15 protein-coding genes and 1 pseudogene are annotated in these 17,791 nt (G+C 40.3%); 8 read left to right on the top strand and 8 right to left on the bottom strand.

Going from position 1 to position 17,791, the window contains the following annotated elements; translation table 11 throughout:
* Positions 1-58: 58 nt before the first annotated feature.
* The 6 genes from DYD17_RS03660 to DYD17_RS03685 form a co-directional block, all read right to left on the bottom strand.
* Entirely contained in the window at positions 59-1,966 is a 1,908-nt protein-coding gene (locus tag DYD17_RS03660) for an alginate lyase family protein (protein WP_115252743.1), read from the bottom strand.
* A gap of 86 nt (positions 1,967-2,052) precedes the next feature.
* Positions 2,053-2,874, bottom strand: coding sequence for a PTS system mannose/fructose/sorbose family transporter subunit IID (locus DYD17_RS03665; RefSeq protein WP_115252744.1), 822 nt, complete (start codon positions 2,872-2,874; stop codon positions 2,053-2,055).
* Complete coding sequence (locus DYD17_RS03670) at positions 2,861-3,643, bottom strand: PTS mannose/fructose/sorbose/N-acetylgalactosamine transporter subunit IIC (protein WP_003050044.1); 783 nt, start codon at positions 3,641-3,643, stop codon at positions 2,861-2,863. Before DYD17_RS03670 ends, DYD17_RS03665 begins: the two co-directional genes overlap by 14 nt.
* Positions 3,644-3,661: 18 nt before the next feature.
* Complete coding sequence (locus DYD17_RS03675) at positions 3,662-4,150, bottom strand: PTS sugar transporter subunit IIB (protein ID WP_003050046.1); 489 nt, start codon at positions 4,148-4,150, stop codon at positions 3,662-3,664.
* 35 nt (positions 4,151-4,185) lie between these two features.
* Positions 4,186-5,385 (bottom strand): glycoside hydrolase family 88 protein, encoded by a 1,200-nt coding sequence (locus DYD17_RS03680; protein ID WP_115252459.1) that lies wholly within the window; start codon positions 5,383-5,385, stop codon positions 4,186-4,188.
* A complete protein-coding gene (locus DYD17_RS03685) occupies positions 5,385-5,822 on the bottom strand; it encodes a PTS sugar transporter subunit IIA (protein WP_115252745.1) in 438 nt (145 codons plus the stop codon). The genes DYD17_RS03680 and DYD17_RS03685 overlap by 1 nt, the downstream gene beginning before the upstream one ends.
* A gap of 334 nt (positions 5,823-6,156) precedes the next feature.
* Here DYD17_RS03685 and DYD17_RS03690 point away from each other — a divergent pair, with 334 nt between their 5' ends.
* Genes DYD17_RS03690 through DYD17_RS03710 form a run of 5 tightly spaced genes read left to right on the top strand, consistent with a single transcriptional unit; the run spans position 6,157 to position 12,518 of the window.
* Positions 6,157-6,951 carry a gluconate 5-dehydrogenase gene (locus DYD17_RS03690; RefSeq protein WP_115252746.1) on the top strand — a complete coding sequence of 265 codons (795 nt, stop codon included), beginning with the start codon at positions 6,157-6,159 and terminating at the stop codon, positions 6,949-6,951.
* 24 nt (positions 6,952-6,975) lie between these two features.
* Complete coding sequence (locus DYD17_RS03695; protein WP_003060429.1) at positions 6,976-7,617, top strand: RpiB/LacA/LacB family sugar-phosphate isomerase; 642 nt, start codon at positions 6,976-6,978, stop codon at positions 7,615-7,617.
* A 28-nt stretch (positions 7,618-7,645) separates the two neighbouring features.
* Positions 7,646-8,647: a sugar kinase gene (locus tag DYD17_RS03700; RefSeq protein WP_115252747.1), complete on the top strand. Its 1,002-nt coding sequence runs from the start codon at positions 7,646-7,648 to the stop codon at positions 8,645-8,647.
* Between the two features lie 4 nt (positions 8,648-8,651).
* Positions 8,652-9,290 (top strand): bifunctional 4-hydroxy-2-oxoglutarate aldolase/2-dehydro-3-deoxy-phosphogluconate aldolase, encoded by a 639-nt coding sequence (locus DYD17_RS03705; RefSeq protein ID WP_115246496.1) that lies wholly within the window; start codon positions 8,652-8,654, stop codon positions 9,288-9,290.
* 24 nt (positions 9,291-9,314) lie between these two features.
* A complete protein-coding gene (locus DYD17_RS03710; protein WP_115252748.1) occupies positions 9,315-12,518 on the top strand; it encodes a polysaccharide lyase 8 family protein in 3,204 nt (1,067 codons plus the stop codon).
* A 31-nt stretch (positions 12,519-12,549) separates the two neighbouring features.
* Here DYD17_RS03710 and DYD17_RS03715 read toward each other — a convergent pair whose 3' ends face one another.
* Together DYD17_RS03715 and DYD17_RS03720 are read right to left on the bottom strand one after the other, a co-directional pair.
* Positions 12,550-12,915, bottom strand: coding sequence for a hypothetical protein (locus DYD17_RS03715; protein WP_115252749.1), 366 nt, complete (start codon positions 12,913-12,915; stop codon positions 12,550-12,552).
* 52 nt (positions 12,916-12,967) lie between these two features.
* Positions 12,968-13,799: pseudogene (locus DYD17_RS03720) on the bottom strand (metallophosphoesterase).
* Between the two features lie 218 nt (positions 13,800-14,017).
* On the opposite strand from DYD17_RS03720, the gene DYD17_RS11105 reads away from it, so the two are divergent.
* The 3 genes from DYD17_RS11105 to DYD17_RS03730 all read left to right on the top strand — a co-directional run bounded on the left by DYD17_RS11105 (position 14,018) and on the right by DYD17_RS03730 (position 17,778).
* Positions 14,018-15,136, top strand: coding sequence for a KxYKxGKxW signal peptide domain-containing protein (locus tag DYD17_RS11105; RefSeq protein ID WP_236593288.1), 1,119 nt, complete (start codon positions 14,018-14,020; stop codon positions 15,134-15,136).
* Between the two features lie 277 nt (positions 15,137-15,413).
* Positions 15,414-17,072 (top strand): alpha-amylase family glycosyl hydrolase, encoded by a 1,659-nt coding sequence (locus tag DYD17_RS11110; RefSeq protein WP_255312506.1) that lies wholly within the window; start codon positions 15,414-15,416, stop codon positions 17,070-17,072.
* The gene (locus DYD17_RS03730; RefSeq protein ID WP_115252750.1) at positions 17,014-17,778 is read left to right on the top strand and encodes a hypothetical protein; all 765 of its coding nucleotides are present in this window, start codon (positions 17,014-17,016) and stop codon (positions 17,776-17,778) included. The genes DYD17_RS11110 and DYD17_RS03730 overlap by 59 nt, the downstream gene beginning before the upstream one ends.
* The last annotated feature ends 13 nt before the right edge of the window (positions 17,779-17,791 follow it).

Below are 17,791 nucleotides of genomic sequence, written 5' to 3' on the forward strand. Positions count from 1 at the left end.
ACACTCCTTTAATTTAGTGATGGTTAGTCATATTATAACATAAGGACTCGTAAAAGATTTAGTGTTTCAATCGAATAATCTCATTCGTGATATGGTTGATAACAACCACCTTTCCTCTGATTTTATGACCATTTAGGAGAACGAGTTTTTCTCCTTTAATTAAGTCCTCTTGGAGAACACAGATACTGTAGTCAAACTGCTTTCCTTTTAAATGCCAAGCAAGAGCGGTCTCAATTGGGTTGCGTTTGCCAGTTTGAAGTGGTGTTAAGGGAGTAACTTTGGTATCGTCAGGGACTAACAGGGTACTAGTGCAACCCTTGTCTTTAAAAGGTTTTCGTTTGATGAGTTTGTGACTAGTCAGGTATTGGTTGTATTTTTTTGACAAAATCGTTTCTTCGATAGTGAAAGGGCAGTCACTGATTAGTCTGAGGTCACTAAGGTGATCTGTCTTTACTTCTAAGTGATTATCAAGAATAAATTGACTGACAAGACAGTGGTTGCCTTGAGCCTGTATCGTATCAATGATAAGAAAAATTCCTGGTGGTAAAATGAGAATTTGTCGGTCATGTTGGTAGTTGTTCTTGTCAGAGAATTGCGTCTGGTAGCTACCTTCAATAAAGTAAACGTGTCCATTTTGTCGAAGGTGACAATAATTGGATTTGGGGTAAGAAAGGTAAGCCCAGGAGCTATCAACCTGCTCAGGTAATTGTTCTTCTAAAAAGGCGGTAGAATGATGGCTGGCGCTTTTTAGGGCATAGCGGAATGGTTCTTCTTTGTAAGTGTATCGCCCAGCATCACAGAAAAGTGGTTGACCGTTATAATAGAGACAGAGACTATTTTGGTCACTATGGGTATGGGAACTACCGATGGGCCCATTTTTGAAAAAAAGATAATAATTCTCTTGATTGATAGTAATATGCCCGGAATGTTCAAAGTGATGCGCAAAAGTTGGTAAGGTTTGGACGGGTAACTGTTCAAAAGTGTGGACACCTTTTTCTCCTAGAAGGAGAAGACTATCGATATCAAGTGTGGGAAAAGCAGCAGCTTTTAAGTGTGGTTCTTCAAGGATAGTGGCTGCTAGCGTTAGAATGTCTCTGGTATCGGTAAAATCACTGTCTCCCAAGGGAATCTGTTTGTGGTCAGGACCAGTCATTTTGAGGAGATAATCACTCATGGCAAGCAAAGTAGGTCTTAGCTTAGAGAGATAATCAGGGACTAAAGCAGTTAATTCCAGAAGGGCTTTGAGTACTTCCACATGATACATGGTTGATTGTTCAAATTGACTGCCATCTTCGAGAATTTGTAGTGCGAGTTGTTGCGCCAATTCTTTTCTAGCGAAAACTGTTGCTGCAGCAATATCAAGGTCGGACCCAAAGTAGGCATCAGCTAATAAAATCGCAGTGGTTTGCAAGATTCCCCAATTGCTGAGGCTATATTTATCAAGGTAGTTGGCATGGAGAAATTGAAGTTGTTTTTCCATGGAAGCTAGGATGAGGCTTTCCTCTTGCTTGGTTAAGGCGTCAAAAAGATTAAGGTAGATCAAACATTTGACCCAAGCAAAACAACGGATGCCAGTATCTAAGGTTCTAGTAGCTAACCCTTTAGGGTCTAAAGGAATGGCTGATTCAATCCAATTGAGGATGAAACCTTTAGCTGTTAAGAGATAACGTTCATCTCTTTCAACAAGGTAGACGAGGATTAATTTTTGGAGATAGGTCTGTCGATTTAACATAAAATTCCACTCAGAATCATCTGTGACAGCCTCTTGCCAAGTAATGGGATCTAAGTGGTAAGGAATGTGGCAAGGCTCCATATCCCAATTATCTTCAAATAAAAAGGTATTGGTTAAGAGTAGGTCAGCTATCCTTTTTTGATCAGCATAGCTGTCAGCCTGATAGTCTAGTAGGTAATTCCTGCAAAAGTCTGGATTGACTGTTTCTTTAAAACGTGCGAAGGCAAGAGACATAGGATATTTCCTTTCCAAAAGAAAAGAGACCTCATCATGTGCTTAGGAACTATTTCCCTATGCTCATAACAGGTCTCTATGAACCATTAAGCTAAAATACCTAACCAGCTACCGATAATACCGATAAGAACAGTGAGGAGAACCAATTTGTAGGTTGTCCATTTTTTGTTTTTAATGAGGTAGTACATTAGAAGGGTAAAGAGAGCTGGGAGAAGGGCTGGAGCAATTTTATCAAGCATCCCTTGAATTGTCACAAATTTTTGTGCTGCATTTGCCGCATCCACCTTGCCAGCGGCAAAAGTAATGGGAACAGTAATTTTAACAGAAGTAGCCGCTAGTCCAGCGATAACGGTAACGCCGACAATATTTGCCATGCGCGACACAACCGCCATTTGTTCACTTAATTTATCAATAAAGTTTGTGCCGACCTTATAGCCATAGAGTCCAGAACCAATTTTAATAGCGGTTAGGATAATATTCATGGCTAGGAAGAAGAGGATTGGTCCCAAAACCAGACCATCACTAGCTAAGGAAGCTGCAATCGTTGAAAAGAGTGGCGCCAAGCAAAATTGTGATAAGGAGTCACCGATACCAGCTAAAGGCCCCATAAGTGCCATTTTGATGTTTCGGGTTTCTTCTTCAGGGCGATCATTTTCTAACATGACCAAGTGCAGACTGGTGATGAAAGGAAGGAAGTGAGGGTTAGTATTGTAAAACTCACAGTTATCTTCTAAAGCTTGATATAAGCCCTTTTTATCACTGCCAAAATGTTTTTTTAAGGCAGGATAGATGACATTGGCGTATCCGATACCTTGGTAATTACTGTAATTAAACCCATTTTGTAGGAAGAAAGCTCTCAGAGCTGTTTTGAGGTAATCTTTCTTGGTTAATTTATTAGATCCAGTCATCTTGTTGACCTCCTTGGACAGTTGTTGCATCGACTTGCTTAGGTTTGTTGTAAAATTCATTCAAGGCGAAAATGATACCAATAATAGCGATACCAATGGTTGGAATTTGGAGGTAGGCTGCACAAACATAACCAATTAGTACAAACGGAATTAATTCTTTTTTGGCCATAACAGATAAGATCATGGCAAATCCGATAGCAGGTAACATTTTACCAGCGACAGTCAATCCATTGAGCAAGACAGGTGGGATATAGTCAACCAAGTGAAGGAGAGTATCCATTGACAAGGCACCTAATAAACCAAGGCCTAATCCGATAAAAGCGAAAGCCCAGATAGTGCCATTGGCAGCGAATTTGAAACCTTTAATATTGCCTTTTTGCAATTGTTTTTTAGCGGTTTCGGGAGCACCAGCAAAAGCTGTATAGACGAATGTTTGAAGGAACTGGATGGCAACTGCGATTGGTGTTGATAAGGCTAGTGCCGCTTCTGGGGTGACTTTACCAGCACTGGTAATAGCCATCAAGGTACCAAAGATACCAGGGCCGATAGGATTAGGAGGAACGGTACCCCCGGCACCCACTCCAAATCCCATATAAGCTAATTCGGAGATGGCTCCCATGCTAAGCGCAGTTGGCAAGTCACCTAGGATAATCCCTACACCAAAAGACAGAATAATACAACGGTTGGTGTAGATGCCAAGTAACATTCCGCTGAAACAAAAGGCTGTCCAAAGACCAATTAAAAGTGCCTGTAACAAATTGATATCCATATCAATCTCCTTTATTCATTAAATATAATCTAAGATGTCAACGTCAGAGGCGCTATTGCCAGCTGGAGTTGTTTTGGTGTTAAAAACCACTTGGTGGTCATGGGCTAGGCAACGAATAGCAGACTTGTCTGTTTCTCCCAGCGAAATAAACTGGGTAATCGCAACCTTATCATCAGTTTTATGAATATTACCGATATTGATTTCTGTGATGGGAACACCCCCTTCGACTAGGCGTTTGGCATCTTGCAAATCTTTGACCACGATGAAGATACTTTGAGCAGGACTTGCTTTATGAATGATGTCAATCACTTTTTGAATGGAGAAAAAACGAATGGCAATACTGGATGGGATAACTGTTTTCATAAGGGATTGTTGAATCTTATCTTCAGAAACGGCATCGTTAGCGACGATAACAGTGTTGCAGTTGAGGAATTTGACCCATAATTGCCCCTGTCCGTGAATCAAGCGCTCATCAACTCGCGTCATGATAATGTTTGGTTGTGTCATAAAATCTCCTTTTTAAATGTGATTATCGGTGTTTGTTACCAGTAAGGGTTCCAGTCTTTGTAGAAGCGAAGTAGAGCTTCAAGGTAGTAATAGTCTCCCCAGATATTTCCTTCATTCACCCCTTTTCCAGAGTGCCAAGAATAGACTCCGTGAAGCAGTAGAGGAGCACCAGGCTTGAGATCTTTGTTAGCATAATCCTTAATCAAGGCTCTTAGCATGCTGTGCATGGCAGCTTCGTATGTTTTTTTATCAGGATCACTGTCTGGTAAGGTTTTTAACATTTCGTGGATACCACATACAGCAATGGCTGTTGCTGAACTATCACGAGACTGTCCACTTCCATCTCCAAAAATTAAATCCCAGTAGGATACCTGGTCTTTAGGAAGACGGTTCAAGAAATAATGGGTCATGCCCTTGAAGAGTTGAATGAGTTCAGGTTCTTTTAGGAAACGATAGGTCAAAGGAATACCATAAATGCCCCAAGCTTGCCCTCTGGCCCAGGCCGAATCATCGCTATAACCTTGTCGGGTTACTCCTTTAACAGGATTGCCTGTTTCTGGATCAAAGTAGAAGGTATGGTAAGCAGAGGCGTCATCTCGGATGACATGATTCGCTGAGGCGTAGAAATGGTTGATCGCCATGTCGCGGTAACGGTTGTCTCCAGTTTCTTGGCTAGCAAAAAAGAGTAATTGGATGTTTAGGAGGCAATCAATGATTAAACGGTAATCTTCTTTTTTCCCCAGCTCCCCCCAGGCCTGAATAAAGCCGCCTTTGTCTTGATAGCGTTGGACTAATTTGTCGGCTGCTTTCAAAGCAGCTTCTCTAGCCTCAGGTGTTTTTAAAAGTTTCCATTCAGCCATGCAAGAAGGGGTGTAAAGAAAGCCCAAATCATGGTGATCTAGCTCAATGTCTCTTGTTACTCGATCTAGGAAAGAAAGGTCATTTGCTTGAGCCAGAGCTTTAATGGCATCATCTCCACTGTATTCGTAAGCTAACCAGAGGCAGCCAGTCCAAAAGGCATTGGTCCATTCCGTGTTGTCCATAATGGCGTATTGGTTATCTTTGGTAGCTGGCGTTGGAAAATCCTCTTTGAAGTAGTCCATATTAAGCCGAACTTGTTTGAGGGCTAAGTCAAGGGCATGAGTAATGTCTTCTTGGCTTAGGAAATCCTCTTTTGTAAATCGTTCAGGCTGCTTGATAGGTTCAAGAGCAATGGTTTTTAAAGGTCGTGTCATTAAATGCCTCCTAACTCATCGTCTGTCGCACCGTCTTCTTGCTGAGAAAGAGTCTTCCAGTCAACAATGCCTTCTTTAGAACATGTTATAAGTCCTGATACTAAGTCGTCAAAAGAAGCTGCTGTTTGTCTTGCAAAACTAGCTTCAATCAGCATAGCTAAGTTAAGACCAGAAAGAACATTACACGTCGTGTTTGGAAGAGATTCCATTAAGGTTGCAGCGACTTTAAAAGGGGTACCTCCTAGAAGGTCACAAAGAACTAAAGTTTCCTCTTCTGGGATTAAAGCACGAGATAATTGGTCCTGCACATCAGCGGTGGTCATCTCAGCAGTAAAATCAATAGCAGTTACCTTTTCTTGTTGTCCTGCAATTAACTCTAGGGATGAGACAATCCCACTTGCAAAGTGTCCATGTCCCATAACAATAATAGCAATCATGATAAAACTCCTTTTAGTTTACCGGTTTACTTAAAAACATTGTAGCGCTTTCAAAATTCTTTGTCAATACTTTTTTTAAAAGATTTTTGAAAAAGAAAAAGTGAGCAGTTGTGCTAAAAAAGAATCAAAAATTGCCTCTTTTGCAACTATTTAATGTAGAAAAGCCTTAGTAGCTATTAAAAATAGGATAAGGCGAAATAATAGTGACAGTTTGGATAGAACATTTTTTTAAATTTTTGAACCGTTTTCATTAAAATGATTGACAAAACTAGTTTACTTTGTTATAGTTTTGGTAAACAGGTTTACTTAATATAAAAACAAAAAGGAGAATCCTATGGAAAATATGTTTTCGTTACAAGGTAAGATTGCCTTGATTACCGGAGCATCCTACGGTATTGGTTTTGAAATTGCCAAAGCCTATGCTCAAGCGGGTGCAACCATTGTGTTTAATGACGTCAAACAAGAGTTAGTTGATAGAGGGATGGCTGCCTATCGAGAATTAGGGATAGAAGCTCATGGCTATGTTTGTGACGTGACTGATGAAGCTGGTATCCAACAGATGGTTAGTCAAATTGAAGATGAAGTAGGTGTTATTGATATTCTGGTCAACAATGCAGGTATTATTAGACGCACGCCGATGCTTGAAATGGCCGCAGAAGATTTTCGTCAAGTCATTGATATTGATTTAAATGCACCTTTTATTGTGTCAAAAGCAGTTTTGCCATCGATGATTGCAAAAGGACATGGTAAAATTATAAATATCTGTTCTATGATGAGTGAATTGGGCCGTGAAACTGTTAGTGCCTACGCGGCGGCTAAAGGTGGCTTGAAAATGTTAACCAAAAATATAGCCTCTGAGTTTGGAGAAGCCAACATTCAGTGTAATGGGATTGGTCCTGGCTACATTGCGACACCACAAACAGCTCCGTTAAGAGAGCGACAAGCAGATGGTAGTCGTCATCCTTTTGATCAATTTATCATTGCTAAAACACCAGCAGCACGTTGGGGGACAACAGAAGACTTAGCTGGTCCAGCTGTTTTTCTAGCTAGCGATGCCAGTAATTTTGTGAACGGCCATATCCTTTATGTCGACGGTGGCATTTTAGCTTATATTGGAAAACAACCTTAATCACACACTAGAAAGAGATTTTATATGAAAATTGCATTAATTAATGAAAATAGTCAAGCGGCTAAAAATGGTATTATTTACGATGCCCTTACCTCAGTGACAGATAAACACGGCTACCAAGTCTTTAACTATGGCATGTATGGCACAGAAGGTGAAAGCCAGTTGACCTACGTTCAAAATGGACTCTTAGCTTCTATTTTATTGACCACTAAGGCGGCCGATTTTGTGGTGACTGGTTGTGGAACAGGTGTTGGAGCTATGTTGGCCTTGAACAGTTTCCCAGGAGTTACCTGTGGTTTTGCGAGTGAGCCAACAGAAGCTTATCTCTTTTCTCAAATCAATGGTGGTAATGCCTTGTCTATTCCTTTTGCCAAAGGTTTTGGTTGGGGAGCAGAGTTGAATTTGACCTTAATATTTGAACGCCTCTTTGCAGAACCAATGGGCGGTGGTTACCCTAAAGAGCGAGCTATTCCTGAACAGCGGAATGCACGTATTTTAAGTGATTTGAAAAAAATTACTTACAGAGATTTGTTGGCGATTGTCAAAGATATCGACCAAGATTTCCTCAAAGAAACGATTTCTGGCGCTCATTTCCAAGAGTACTTCTTTGCCAATGCAGAGCCGTCAGAATTAGTCACTTATTTGAAATCAGTACTTGAACAGTAATTCCATTTTGACGAGGAAAGGAGGTCACATGTCTAAGTTATTATTGGTTGGTGAACCGCTGATTCGCGTTAGCCCCAATCAGTTTCAGCCTTTGACCAATGCCTGCGACGCTCAGCTTTTTTTTGGCGGTTCAGAAGTCAATATTGCAAGAACTCTAGGCGGTTTTGGTTTAGAAGCAAGGCTATTTACGGCCCTACCAGATAATCCTGTTGGTCACGCTTTTCATCAGTTTTTGAAGCAAAGCGGTGTAGATATGACCTTGACGGCTTGGCAAGGCAACCGTGTTGGGTTGTATTACCTTGAAAATGGCTTTGGCTGTCGGGCTAGTCAGGTTTATTATGACCGCTGTGGCTCTAGCTTTTCGGCCTTAGATAAGGACAGTCTTGATTTAGCTGCCATTTTTGAAGGCATTAGTCACTTTCATTTTAGTGGGATCAGTTTGGCGTTGGGTAAAAAAACTCAGGATCTGATTGAGATACTAGCGAGAGAAGCTAAGAAGAGGGATATTTGTATTTCTTTTGACCTTAACTTTAGATCTAGTATGATTGCGGTAGCTGATGCTAAACGACTCTTTTCTCACTTTGCTCAATACGCGGATATTATTTTTGGCATGGAACCTTTGCTGTTAGACAGTGACGATTTTGACATGTTTGATAGAAAAAAGGCAAATACTACGACGATTAGAGAACGTCTGGAAGGACTTTATCAGCGCTATCAGTTACAAGCTATTTATCATACGGAGCGTTCAAATGATGCCCAAGGCAGTAATCATTTCAAGGCTTATGCCTATGATGGGCAGTTTTACGAATCCTGTGAAGTGACGACCCCAGTCTTGCAACGGGTTGGAAGTGGAGATGCTTTTGTGGCAGGTTTGCTTTATCAGTTGTTAGAAGGTAACGAAAAGCAGCGCAACCTTGATTTTGCTGTAGCAACAGCTAGCCTAAAATGTACAGTAGCTGAAGATCAGCTCTATCACAGGGTCCAACAAGTAGAAGCAGTCTTAGCTAATCAACGAGATGTCCAGAGGTGATGATATGGGAAAAATAGAAATCTTAACCAAACTTAAGGCTAATCGGCTTGTCCTAGTTGTACGAGGACAGTCTAGTGAGGAGGCTTTAGCTTGCAGTCTGGCCAGTATTGAAGGCGGCATTAAGACAATTGAAGTCACCTATACTAACCCCTTTGCTAGTGAGGTTATCGGTCAATTGGCTGAACGCTTCAAAGAAGATACTGAAGTTTTAATAGGTGCTGGAACAATTTTAGATGATATTACCGCTCGCCAAGCTATTTTAGCTGGTGCTCAATTTATTGTTGGGCCTCATTTTAATCAGGCAGTGGCAAGACTCTGTCATCGCTATGGTGTTCCTTATTTACCAGGCTGTATGACCGTTACAGAAGTGGTAACTGCTCTGGAATCAGGTGTTGATATGGTGAAACTTTTCCCTGGTTCTACAGTCGGCATGTCCTTTATCCAGGCAATCAAATCTCCTTTGCCTCAGGTAGAGGTCATGGTGACAGGTGGTGTCAACGAAGGTAACGTCACGGATTGGTTGGCTGCTGGGGCACAAGTGTTAGGAATTGGTGGTGATTTTAACCGCTTGGCCAGTCAAGGGCGATTTGAGACCATCACCCAAAGAGCAGCAGCATATGTTAAATTAACAAAAGATTATTAACTTCAAAAATGAAGAAGGTGTCAAATGAAACACAAAAAATACTATCCCTACATTTGTTCTAGCATTCTATTAGCCTGCCTGCTATGGTCGCCAACGGTTTTAGCAGACGAAGATGCATCTGGGACAACTGCCTTACCAACGTCACAGGACATAGAGCGACCGCAACAAATGACAAATCTTTCTCACCAAGTGACATCTCAAAATGATGGAGTAGTGACAACAACAGAAATAGAAGTAGACCCAGACCTCGAGAGTCAAATCACTTTAACCGGTGAAAATCTCTTGAAGAACCCTCAATTTGACCAAACTAGTCCAGCTTCAACGTCTTCATCAGACAAAGACAAGGGCTGGTCTAAAGAAGCAGCTGAGGGTTGGCAAGTTTATAAAGATAGTAAGCAAACAGTTGGTAGTCCTCAAATTGATGCCACTGAACATCAACTGACCATGACCAATGAAGTAGGCAAGAAGTTAAGGGGATGTGTCCATCAGACGGTTGCCATTAATCCTGAAAAACAATACTTGGTTTCTTTTGATATTGAAACAAAGGATAAGACAGGGCAAACCTTTGTGCGTGTTATCGAAGAAATTAAAGAAAACAACACCTTAAAAGAGCAACGTCTGTGGCTCTCTCCAATGGCGACAGGAACCATGAAGAAACACCAAGAAAAGCTTTATGTCCCTAAATTAAAGGTTAACCAGATTAAGCTAGAGCTCTTTTACGAAACTGGTCAAGGTCAAGTGATCTTTGATAATATTTCCTTAAGAGAAGCGGGTGACAAACCTAGTGGTGCTATCAAGGAGGTTACTCATTCATTGGAAGAGCGAATTGCTTTGCCTTTGTCTAAAAAGTATCTCCTTGCCCTACCTGACTATATCTATCAGGTAGCCGCTGGGGCAAACCAAATTGTGCGTATCGAAAATGGTACTGTAGAGCCTTTGCAAGAAGGGCACACGCTGTTAGAAGTCTTTACCAAAGAAGGTCAAAAAATAGCTGATCTGCCTCTTGAAGTAACAGGTAAAGATGACAGTGAAATGACCGCTTTGATTTCTCAATGGCGTCAAATGATTCTGGGGGCAGATTCCTATAACGCATCGAACCCTGCTATGCAGGCATTAAACCAAAAACTAGATGACAGTGTGACCAAAAACCTCAACAGTCTTGTCAATAATCAAAAGGAAGCCTACTTGTGGGAAGATTTAAAGGATTTTGGGAAGTCATCTCATATGACTGCGACTTACAGACGTTTGGAAGAAATGGCAAAACAGGTCAATAGCCCAGCTTCGAAGTACTATCAAGATACAGCGTTAATCAGGTTAATCAAAGACAAATTGGCCTGGCTACACCTTAACTACTATAATCCTCAGAAGGATATCGAAGGCAATGCTAACTGGTGGGACTACGAAATTGGGACCCCAAGAGCCATTGTTAATACGCTGACGTTACTTTATCCTTATTTTACCCAAGACGAAATTAAAGCGCAGACCAAGAGCATTTCTCATTTTGTTCCGAATCCAAAACAGTTTCGTTCAACCTTGGTCAATCCTTTTAAGGCCATTGGCGGGAATCTTGTGGACATGGGACGTGTGAAAATCATTGAGGCCTTGCTGACGCATGATGAGGCAAAATTGAAAGAAAGTATTGAAGCTCTAGATACACTCTTTGAGTTTCAAAAGGATGGTTCAAAAGGAGAAGGTTTCTATCAAGACGGCTCTTACATTGATCATACCAATGTGGCTTATACCGGAGCTTATGGAAATGTCCTTATAGATGGCTTGTCACAATTAATCCCGCTGATTCAGGCATCACCGATGACCTTAAATGCACAAAAATTAGAGGTTATAGAGCACTGGATTGAAAAATCCTTCTTCCCATTGCTGATTCATGGCGAATTAATGGACATGAGTCGTGGTCGCTCTATTAGTCGTGAAAATGCTTCGTCAAGGATGGCAGCGTTAGAAGCTTTACGTGGTATTCTAAGGTTATCGCAAGTCTTGCCTGAGGCAAACAAGAATAGGATTCAAGGTCAATTAAAGTCAATCTTGGCCTTCCATGATAAAGAAACGATGTTGAGTAGCTTATCTAGCTACTATGACATCAATTTGTTTGAACAGGTTCTTGCTAATAAGGCTATTAAGCCCATGCCGATGTCAACCAACCTCTCTGTGTTTCAGAATATGGATAAATTAGCTTATTACAATGCTGACAAAGATTTTGGCTTTGCCTTATCCATGCATTCTAATAGGACCCTTAATTTTGAAGCCATGAATAATGAAAATACACGTGGTTGGTACACAGGTGATGGCATGTTCTACCTTTATAATCATGATTTGACCCATTATTCGGACAAGTATTGGCCAACTGTTAATCCGCTAAAAATGCCAGGCACAACAGAGGCCGAAGGCAACCGAGAAGATGTTACAGATGACTATTTGAAAAAACTAACCACTGATTATAAGGAAAAAGCTAAGGAAAAAGCTGGCATGTCCACCCTCCCAAATTCATTTGTGGGGGCTATCAAAGGGGATGACAAAACAGCCTTGGCTGCTATGGATTTCCAGAATTGGGATCGGACGGTCAGTGCCAAGAAAGCTTGGGGGATTTTCGATGACCGTATCGTCTTCTTAGGAGCTGGCATCCAGAGCACCAAAAATCAGGCGGTTAGCACAACGATTGATCAGCGAAAGGATAATCCAGAAAATCCTTATCGTCTATTGGTCAATGGCCAGGAAGTCAGTCTGACAAATGACACCCTTGAAAGAGATCATGTCACAAGTGTCTTGTTATTGTCTCAAGATGGCAAGAATAATATTGGCTATCTCTTTGATAAACCGACAACCTTAGTGTTCTCACGCCAAGAACAGTCAGGACGCTGGTCTAATATTAACAGAGGGTCAACAAATAAAGAGTTAGTCACACAAACTTTTATAACCATTAGCCAAAGGCATCAGCAAACAAATGATACGTACGCTTACACCTTATTGCCAAATGTCAGTCAAGAAGACTTTGATAAAGTTCGAACAGAAGCATCTATCGAGGTTGTGCGTAACGATAGTGACCTTCAAATTCTTCATGATCACAAACAAGACCTCTGGGCAGTTGTCAACTACCATGATGGACCTCAAAGAATTAATGATCAATTAACACTTGAAAAAGCTGGTTTGTACCTTTACCAGAAAGTTGGAAACGTCTTTAAATTGCTTTCTAAGGACTTAATGTCTAGTGATTAAAAAGAAAAACCCAGGTCATATCGACTTGGGTTTAGTTGTGTTCCCAGCGAAATCGAGGAACGAAATAACTACTAGCCAGGCTAACAAAGCCCGCCATAGTTAGGTAAAAAAGTAAAGGATTATCAAAATTGAGTAAGACGTGACTTCCTAAAATAAGAAAGACACCAGACCAGAATAAGAGAAGGTTTAAAGGATTATCCTTGAGAAGTAGCTTATCTTTGTCACTGACTGTTATAGCAGTTTGCCTGCTATGTTTGATGTTAAGTTGAGTTTGACCATCTGGAAGATCAATGTCAAGGCTGTCGCCATTATAGAGAACGGCTTTATGCTTGTCTCCAATGAAGATGGTTACAGGGGCACCTATTCTGACAAATTGGGTTTGTCGTTTAATATTCATATGTCTATCCTTTCATCTCGTTACTGTCAAAAATAGTCATGGCATCTCTCAATTAGGCTGCCAACTGCTGCTCGCGGTAGTCTTTAAAAACCTTCAATTCTTTAGTAGCATAATAGGCTTTGCTAGGGACCCATCTTCCTTTAATAGTCAAAAGAGTTGCTTGTCTGATAAACGCACGAGTGAGTTGCCATTCTTTGGCATATCCTAGTGTCCTTGAGTGATAGGTGACTCCATCGATAGTCTGAGGAGAAAAACGTTTGTGATGATGTCCAAAGACCACTTCTTTCACGCTATAGCGTCGAAAAATGTCATGGAAGGTAGGGCGCTCCCTAAGAAAGCGTTGAAGGCTTTGACCTTTGGATGTTTGAGGGTGAAAATGCTATGGGGACAAAGTGCATGGCTACAATCACTGTTTGATCAGAAAGCGCAATCAATGCCTTTTCTAATGCTTGACAAATCTGGTTTGTGAGTTCAGAATCTATCAAGGGCCGTTTTAGTCGCCGATCAAACCAGAAATGATTCGTGAAGTCAATATGATCAGCGTCAGCTTTTTCAGCAGAAAAACCATAGTCATACCAACCGTGAAAAGCAAGAAGACTGAGTTTAGGAGCAATAAGGTAAGTCTTGAAGTCGTGCGCCTCAATGTCAGCTTCGGTCAAATCTAGCATATCGTGGTTGCCCAGCTTAAAGGTAACGGTGATGTCTTGAGCCAAGACAGAAAGAAAGGGCTCAGTGTCCTTGTAAAAATGGTTGGTCATATTCCCTGCTAAATGCAGATGATCAATCTTTTCGTGCTTGAGCACTTCGATAAGTGTCTCACGCTCAAAAGGTCCAAAGTGATTGAGGTCTAGGTAAAGGTCGCTCATTATCGCAAGTCGTGTCATACTGGTATTCTAACAAAAGCTTAGTTGAAAAGCGACTAGAAGGAGCGAATAACACTAATAAAGCAGAAAAATAATAGAAAATAATGGAAATTTAGGAAGAAGAAAAGAATAATTTTCTGTAAATTAAGGAAATGTTATCATTTACGATAAATGGTTGACTTATTTTGCAACCGCTTGCATAATAAAGGCTGTAAGAATAAAAACAGAGGAGAAACTCAATGATGAGGAAAGCAAGTCCTGAAACCAAGGTAACCAATTATAGAATGTGGAAGTCTGGCAAGCAATGGCTTTTTGGAGCTAGCCTAGTTGCCGCCTCTTTACTTGTAATGAATACGCAAGCGTTTGCTGATGATGGTAATCCAGTAGTTAGTGAATCGACATCAATGCTAGTAGCACCGGTGTCGAGTGAGAACAGTACCACGCCCGAGGGAAGTAAAGACGTAACAGCTGCAACCAATGAAGCTATTGTTGCTCCTTCATCACATAATCCTGTCGGCCCACAGGTCAACGCCGACACAAGCAAAGATGAAGAGACAAAAGCTAACCTTTATACCGCAAATAATACTTGGAACGACTACAATAAGGATACAGAATTCCAAACACCGCAACCTGTCACTATTCATTATGAAGCTAAAAACTCCGATGATTATTATGCGGCTTGGATTTGGAAAGACAGTAAAGAAAATGAAAAAGGCCGTTGGGAAAAATTAGTCAAGGAGGGGAATAAGCATCTTCTTAAAGTAAATGCAGAGATAGGAGTCAGTGCCTTTAACTATATTCTTGTGAAGAATGCAGATATTTCAAGTGTTAGAGATTTTGGAAGTCAAAACGATAGTAAAAAAGTTACAGGCGATATGACGGCTCCTGTGAGTGTTTATACGCCAACAGATATTTATCACAATGAAAATGATGGGTGGTACTCACAGTTTGCGAATGTTCAAACTAAAGAGTTTGATCAGCGCTATGGTTATACTGATAAACAAGTTGATGAGAAGGGTAAAGTGACGATAGTTGGACAAAATGGCCAACTGGGAGCTTCTTTTGATGATAAGGGGAATGCTACTTTCAACGTTTGGGCCCCTACTGCCAATGCTGTTTCTGTTAATATCTACCAATCAACGGATGAAAATGCACCGCTTCTTAAAACCGTTGAACTAAAAAGAGGAAAAAATTACGATAGAAACGACCATACTAAAAATACCATTGGACTTTGGTCTGTCACTATAAAATCAGAAGAACTTGGTCAGGGAGCTTTTGCTAACATTGCTTACGATTATAAACTAACCATTCCAAGAGCTTTCTTTATTCAAAAAAACAGAAGAATGGAAAGAAAGTGATCAAGAAAAAGGTAAGTGGTATAAAGTTGGCGATCAATATGTTAATTCTGCGGGAGCCTCAAAGGAAAAATCCGATAAATTAAGTTCTAATGCAAGTAAAGAAGATATTTCTAAATTTTATGTCGGATCAGACCAAACCGTTACTATTCAAGATCCCTACTCAATTGCAACTGTTCGTAATGGTAAACGCTCTGTTCTTGTAGCGAAAAGCGCTATTGGCGGAGAAGTTCAGCAAACTAATAACGTACGCGTCTCATCTAAAACACAAATGAGTGTTATGGAAATGGATGTTCGTGACTTTACCATTGATCCTCATTCAGGAATCAGCGATCAAAACAAAGGAAACTTTTTAGGAGTCGTTGAAGAGGGGACAAAAGATACTAGGACAGGTCAAAAAACAGGTTTAGACTATTTGAAATATTTGGGTGTCAAATATGTTCAGATGATGCCTTTATATGATTTTCAGACAGTTCCAGAACTAGATCAAAATGATCCTAAAAATAACAGTATCTCAACAGAATTTTCAGCTGATGATCAACAAAACTGGGGCTATGACCCTAAAAACTACAATGTGCCAGAAGGCTCTTATTCAACAAACCCAGCGGATCCTGTTAATCGCATCAAAGAATTAAAAGAGATGGTTCAAAAACTTCATGATGCGGGGATTAATGTGGTGATGGATGTGGTTTACAATCACCTCTATGATGGACAAAACAACCCATTTGAATACACTGTTCCAGGTTATTATTACGCCATTAATCATGATGGTAAAATGAATAATGACGTTGGTGTGGGAAATGCTATTCGTTCGAATTCAGAAATGATGCGTCAATATATTGTCAATTCTGTCGTTCATTGGATTAAAGAGTACGGTATGGATGGTTTCCGCTTTGATGCTATGAGTGATCTAGATGTCACTACCCTCAATGCTATCAGAAAAGCTATTAATAAAATTGATGGCAAGATTGTTACTTACGGTGAAGGCTGGGATAGTATGGGAAAATACCTTTACAAAGATGGTGACAAGCCAACAAGCGTTTCATATGCGAAGGAGACACCAGAAGTGGGGCATTTTGATTCCATAGGGCGAGATGCTATTGCGGGTTCTCACTATGATAACGGAAACCCTCCAGGCTTTGTAAACGAAACGAGTGAGTATAAAGATGTAAAAGTTTCTGTTTTAGCAGATAGTTTATTAGGAGGTCATCATAGAAGTTTCCAAGATGCTTCTCAACAGCTGAACTATATCGAAGTACATGATGGCATGACTTTGAGTAATTTGTTGAAACATTATAATCAAACTGATAAGGATAATGCGATAATTCACCAAAACCGTGCTGAGTTAGCAACTGCTATGAGTGGTTTATCGCAAGGTATTCATTTCTTCCAACATGGGCAGGAATTTTTACGTGAAAAAGCAGGTGCTCACAACACTTATAATGCGGGCGATGAAAAGAATAAAATTGATTGGGAGTTAACCAGTAAGAACGTTGACGTGGTTAACTTTATGAAGTCGCTTTTAACTTTGCGTACAAATGAATCTTTGTGGCATTTGAAAGACTATGAAGCTGAAATTTTCAAAAAAATGAAAATTACCAATGCTCAGAAGGAATCTGGAATTATCACTTTTGAATTGCAAGAAGATAATGGTGATAAGTATTTAGTTGTTTTCAATAACAATACTAGTTCTGGTGATAAATCGTTGACCCTAGGAGATACTAATTCAACAAATTGGTACTACGGAAGACAAGATAATTTTACTGAATTTAAAAATACTGATGGCAATCGTGGTAAAATCAACGAGACTAACGATTTCACGAACGCCTATATTGTCACTACTAACTCCAAAAATCTTTACAATAAGATTGGTCAAATGAATGGGCAAAAAAACCATCACTATGGATCATCTTTCAGCGACCGTTCTTTATATCCCTAAAGCAGTAGAAGTAGCTAAACTAACTACTAAAGCTGATGTCACCTATATAGACCAGGAAGGTAAGAAACTTGTCATTCCTGCTAATCAAGGTGTTTCCTATTTGAAAGTAGAGTTTAATGATCCAAACAGTAAGTTTGGTTATGAGGTTTCTGGAATTGCGACGACCTCGGACCAAGAGCTTGGACATACTAAAAACGTTTTGACAAAAACTAGTGATGGTATCCAAACAGTCACAAAATACTACATGGCTGTAGATAAAGCGACAGGACATGTCGTTTCGGTAGCTCAACCAACGAGTTTTATCAACGGCACCCCTCAATCTACGGATGCTAATATTGAGTGGAAAGAAGTAACAGAAGCAGCTCCTGCAGAACTGAATGTTTCTCAAGATTCAGGTGAAGCGACTGAAGAATCTCCTAAGGGAAGTGCTGTAGGCAATAACATTGAGCAAGGTGAGTCAGTGACTCAAGAAACAACAGTAACGACTCCTATCTATGATACTTTTCTGAAAAGTATGATTTTTAAGAAAGCTGAAAAAGCAGTGAAACGAGAAAATAAGCATCAGCAAAAACAATTAAAACTGGAACGAAAAACTGCTAAAAAAATGACTAAAAAAGGTCGGGGTTATGCTTGGGGAAATAAACACTATTTTGCATTTGATGGATCGGTCTTGCATTTGGGGAAGAAAAAACATTGGTTTAGATAATAAGCAATTGTAA

It is taken from the genome of Streptococcus dysgalactiae subsp. dysgalactiae, from assembly GCF_900459225.1.
Classification (GTDB): Bacteria; Bacillota; Bacilli; order Lactobacillales; family Streptococcaceae; genus Streptococcus; species Streptococcus dysgalactiae.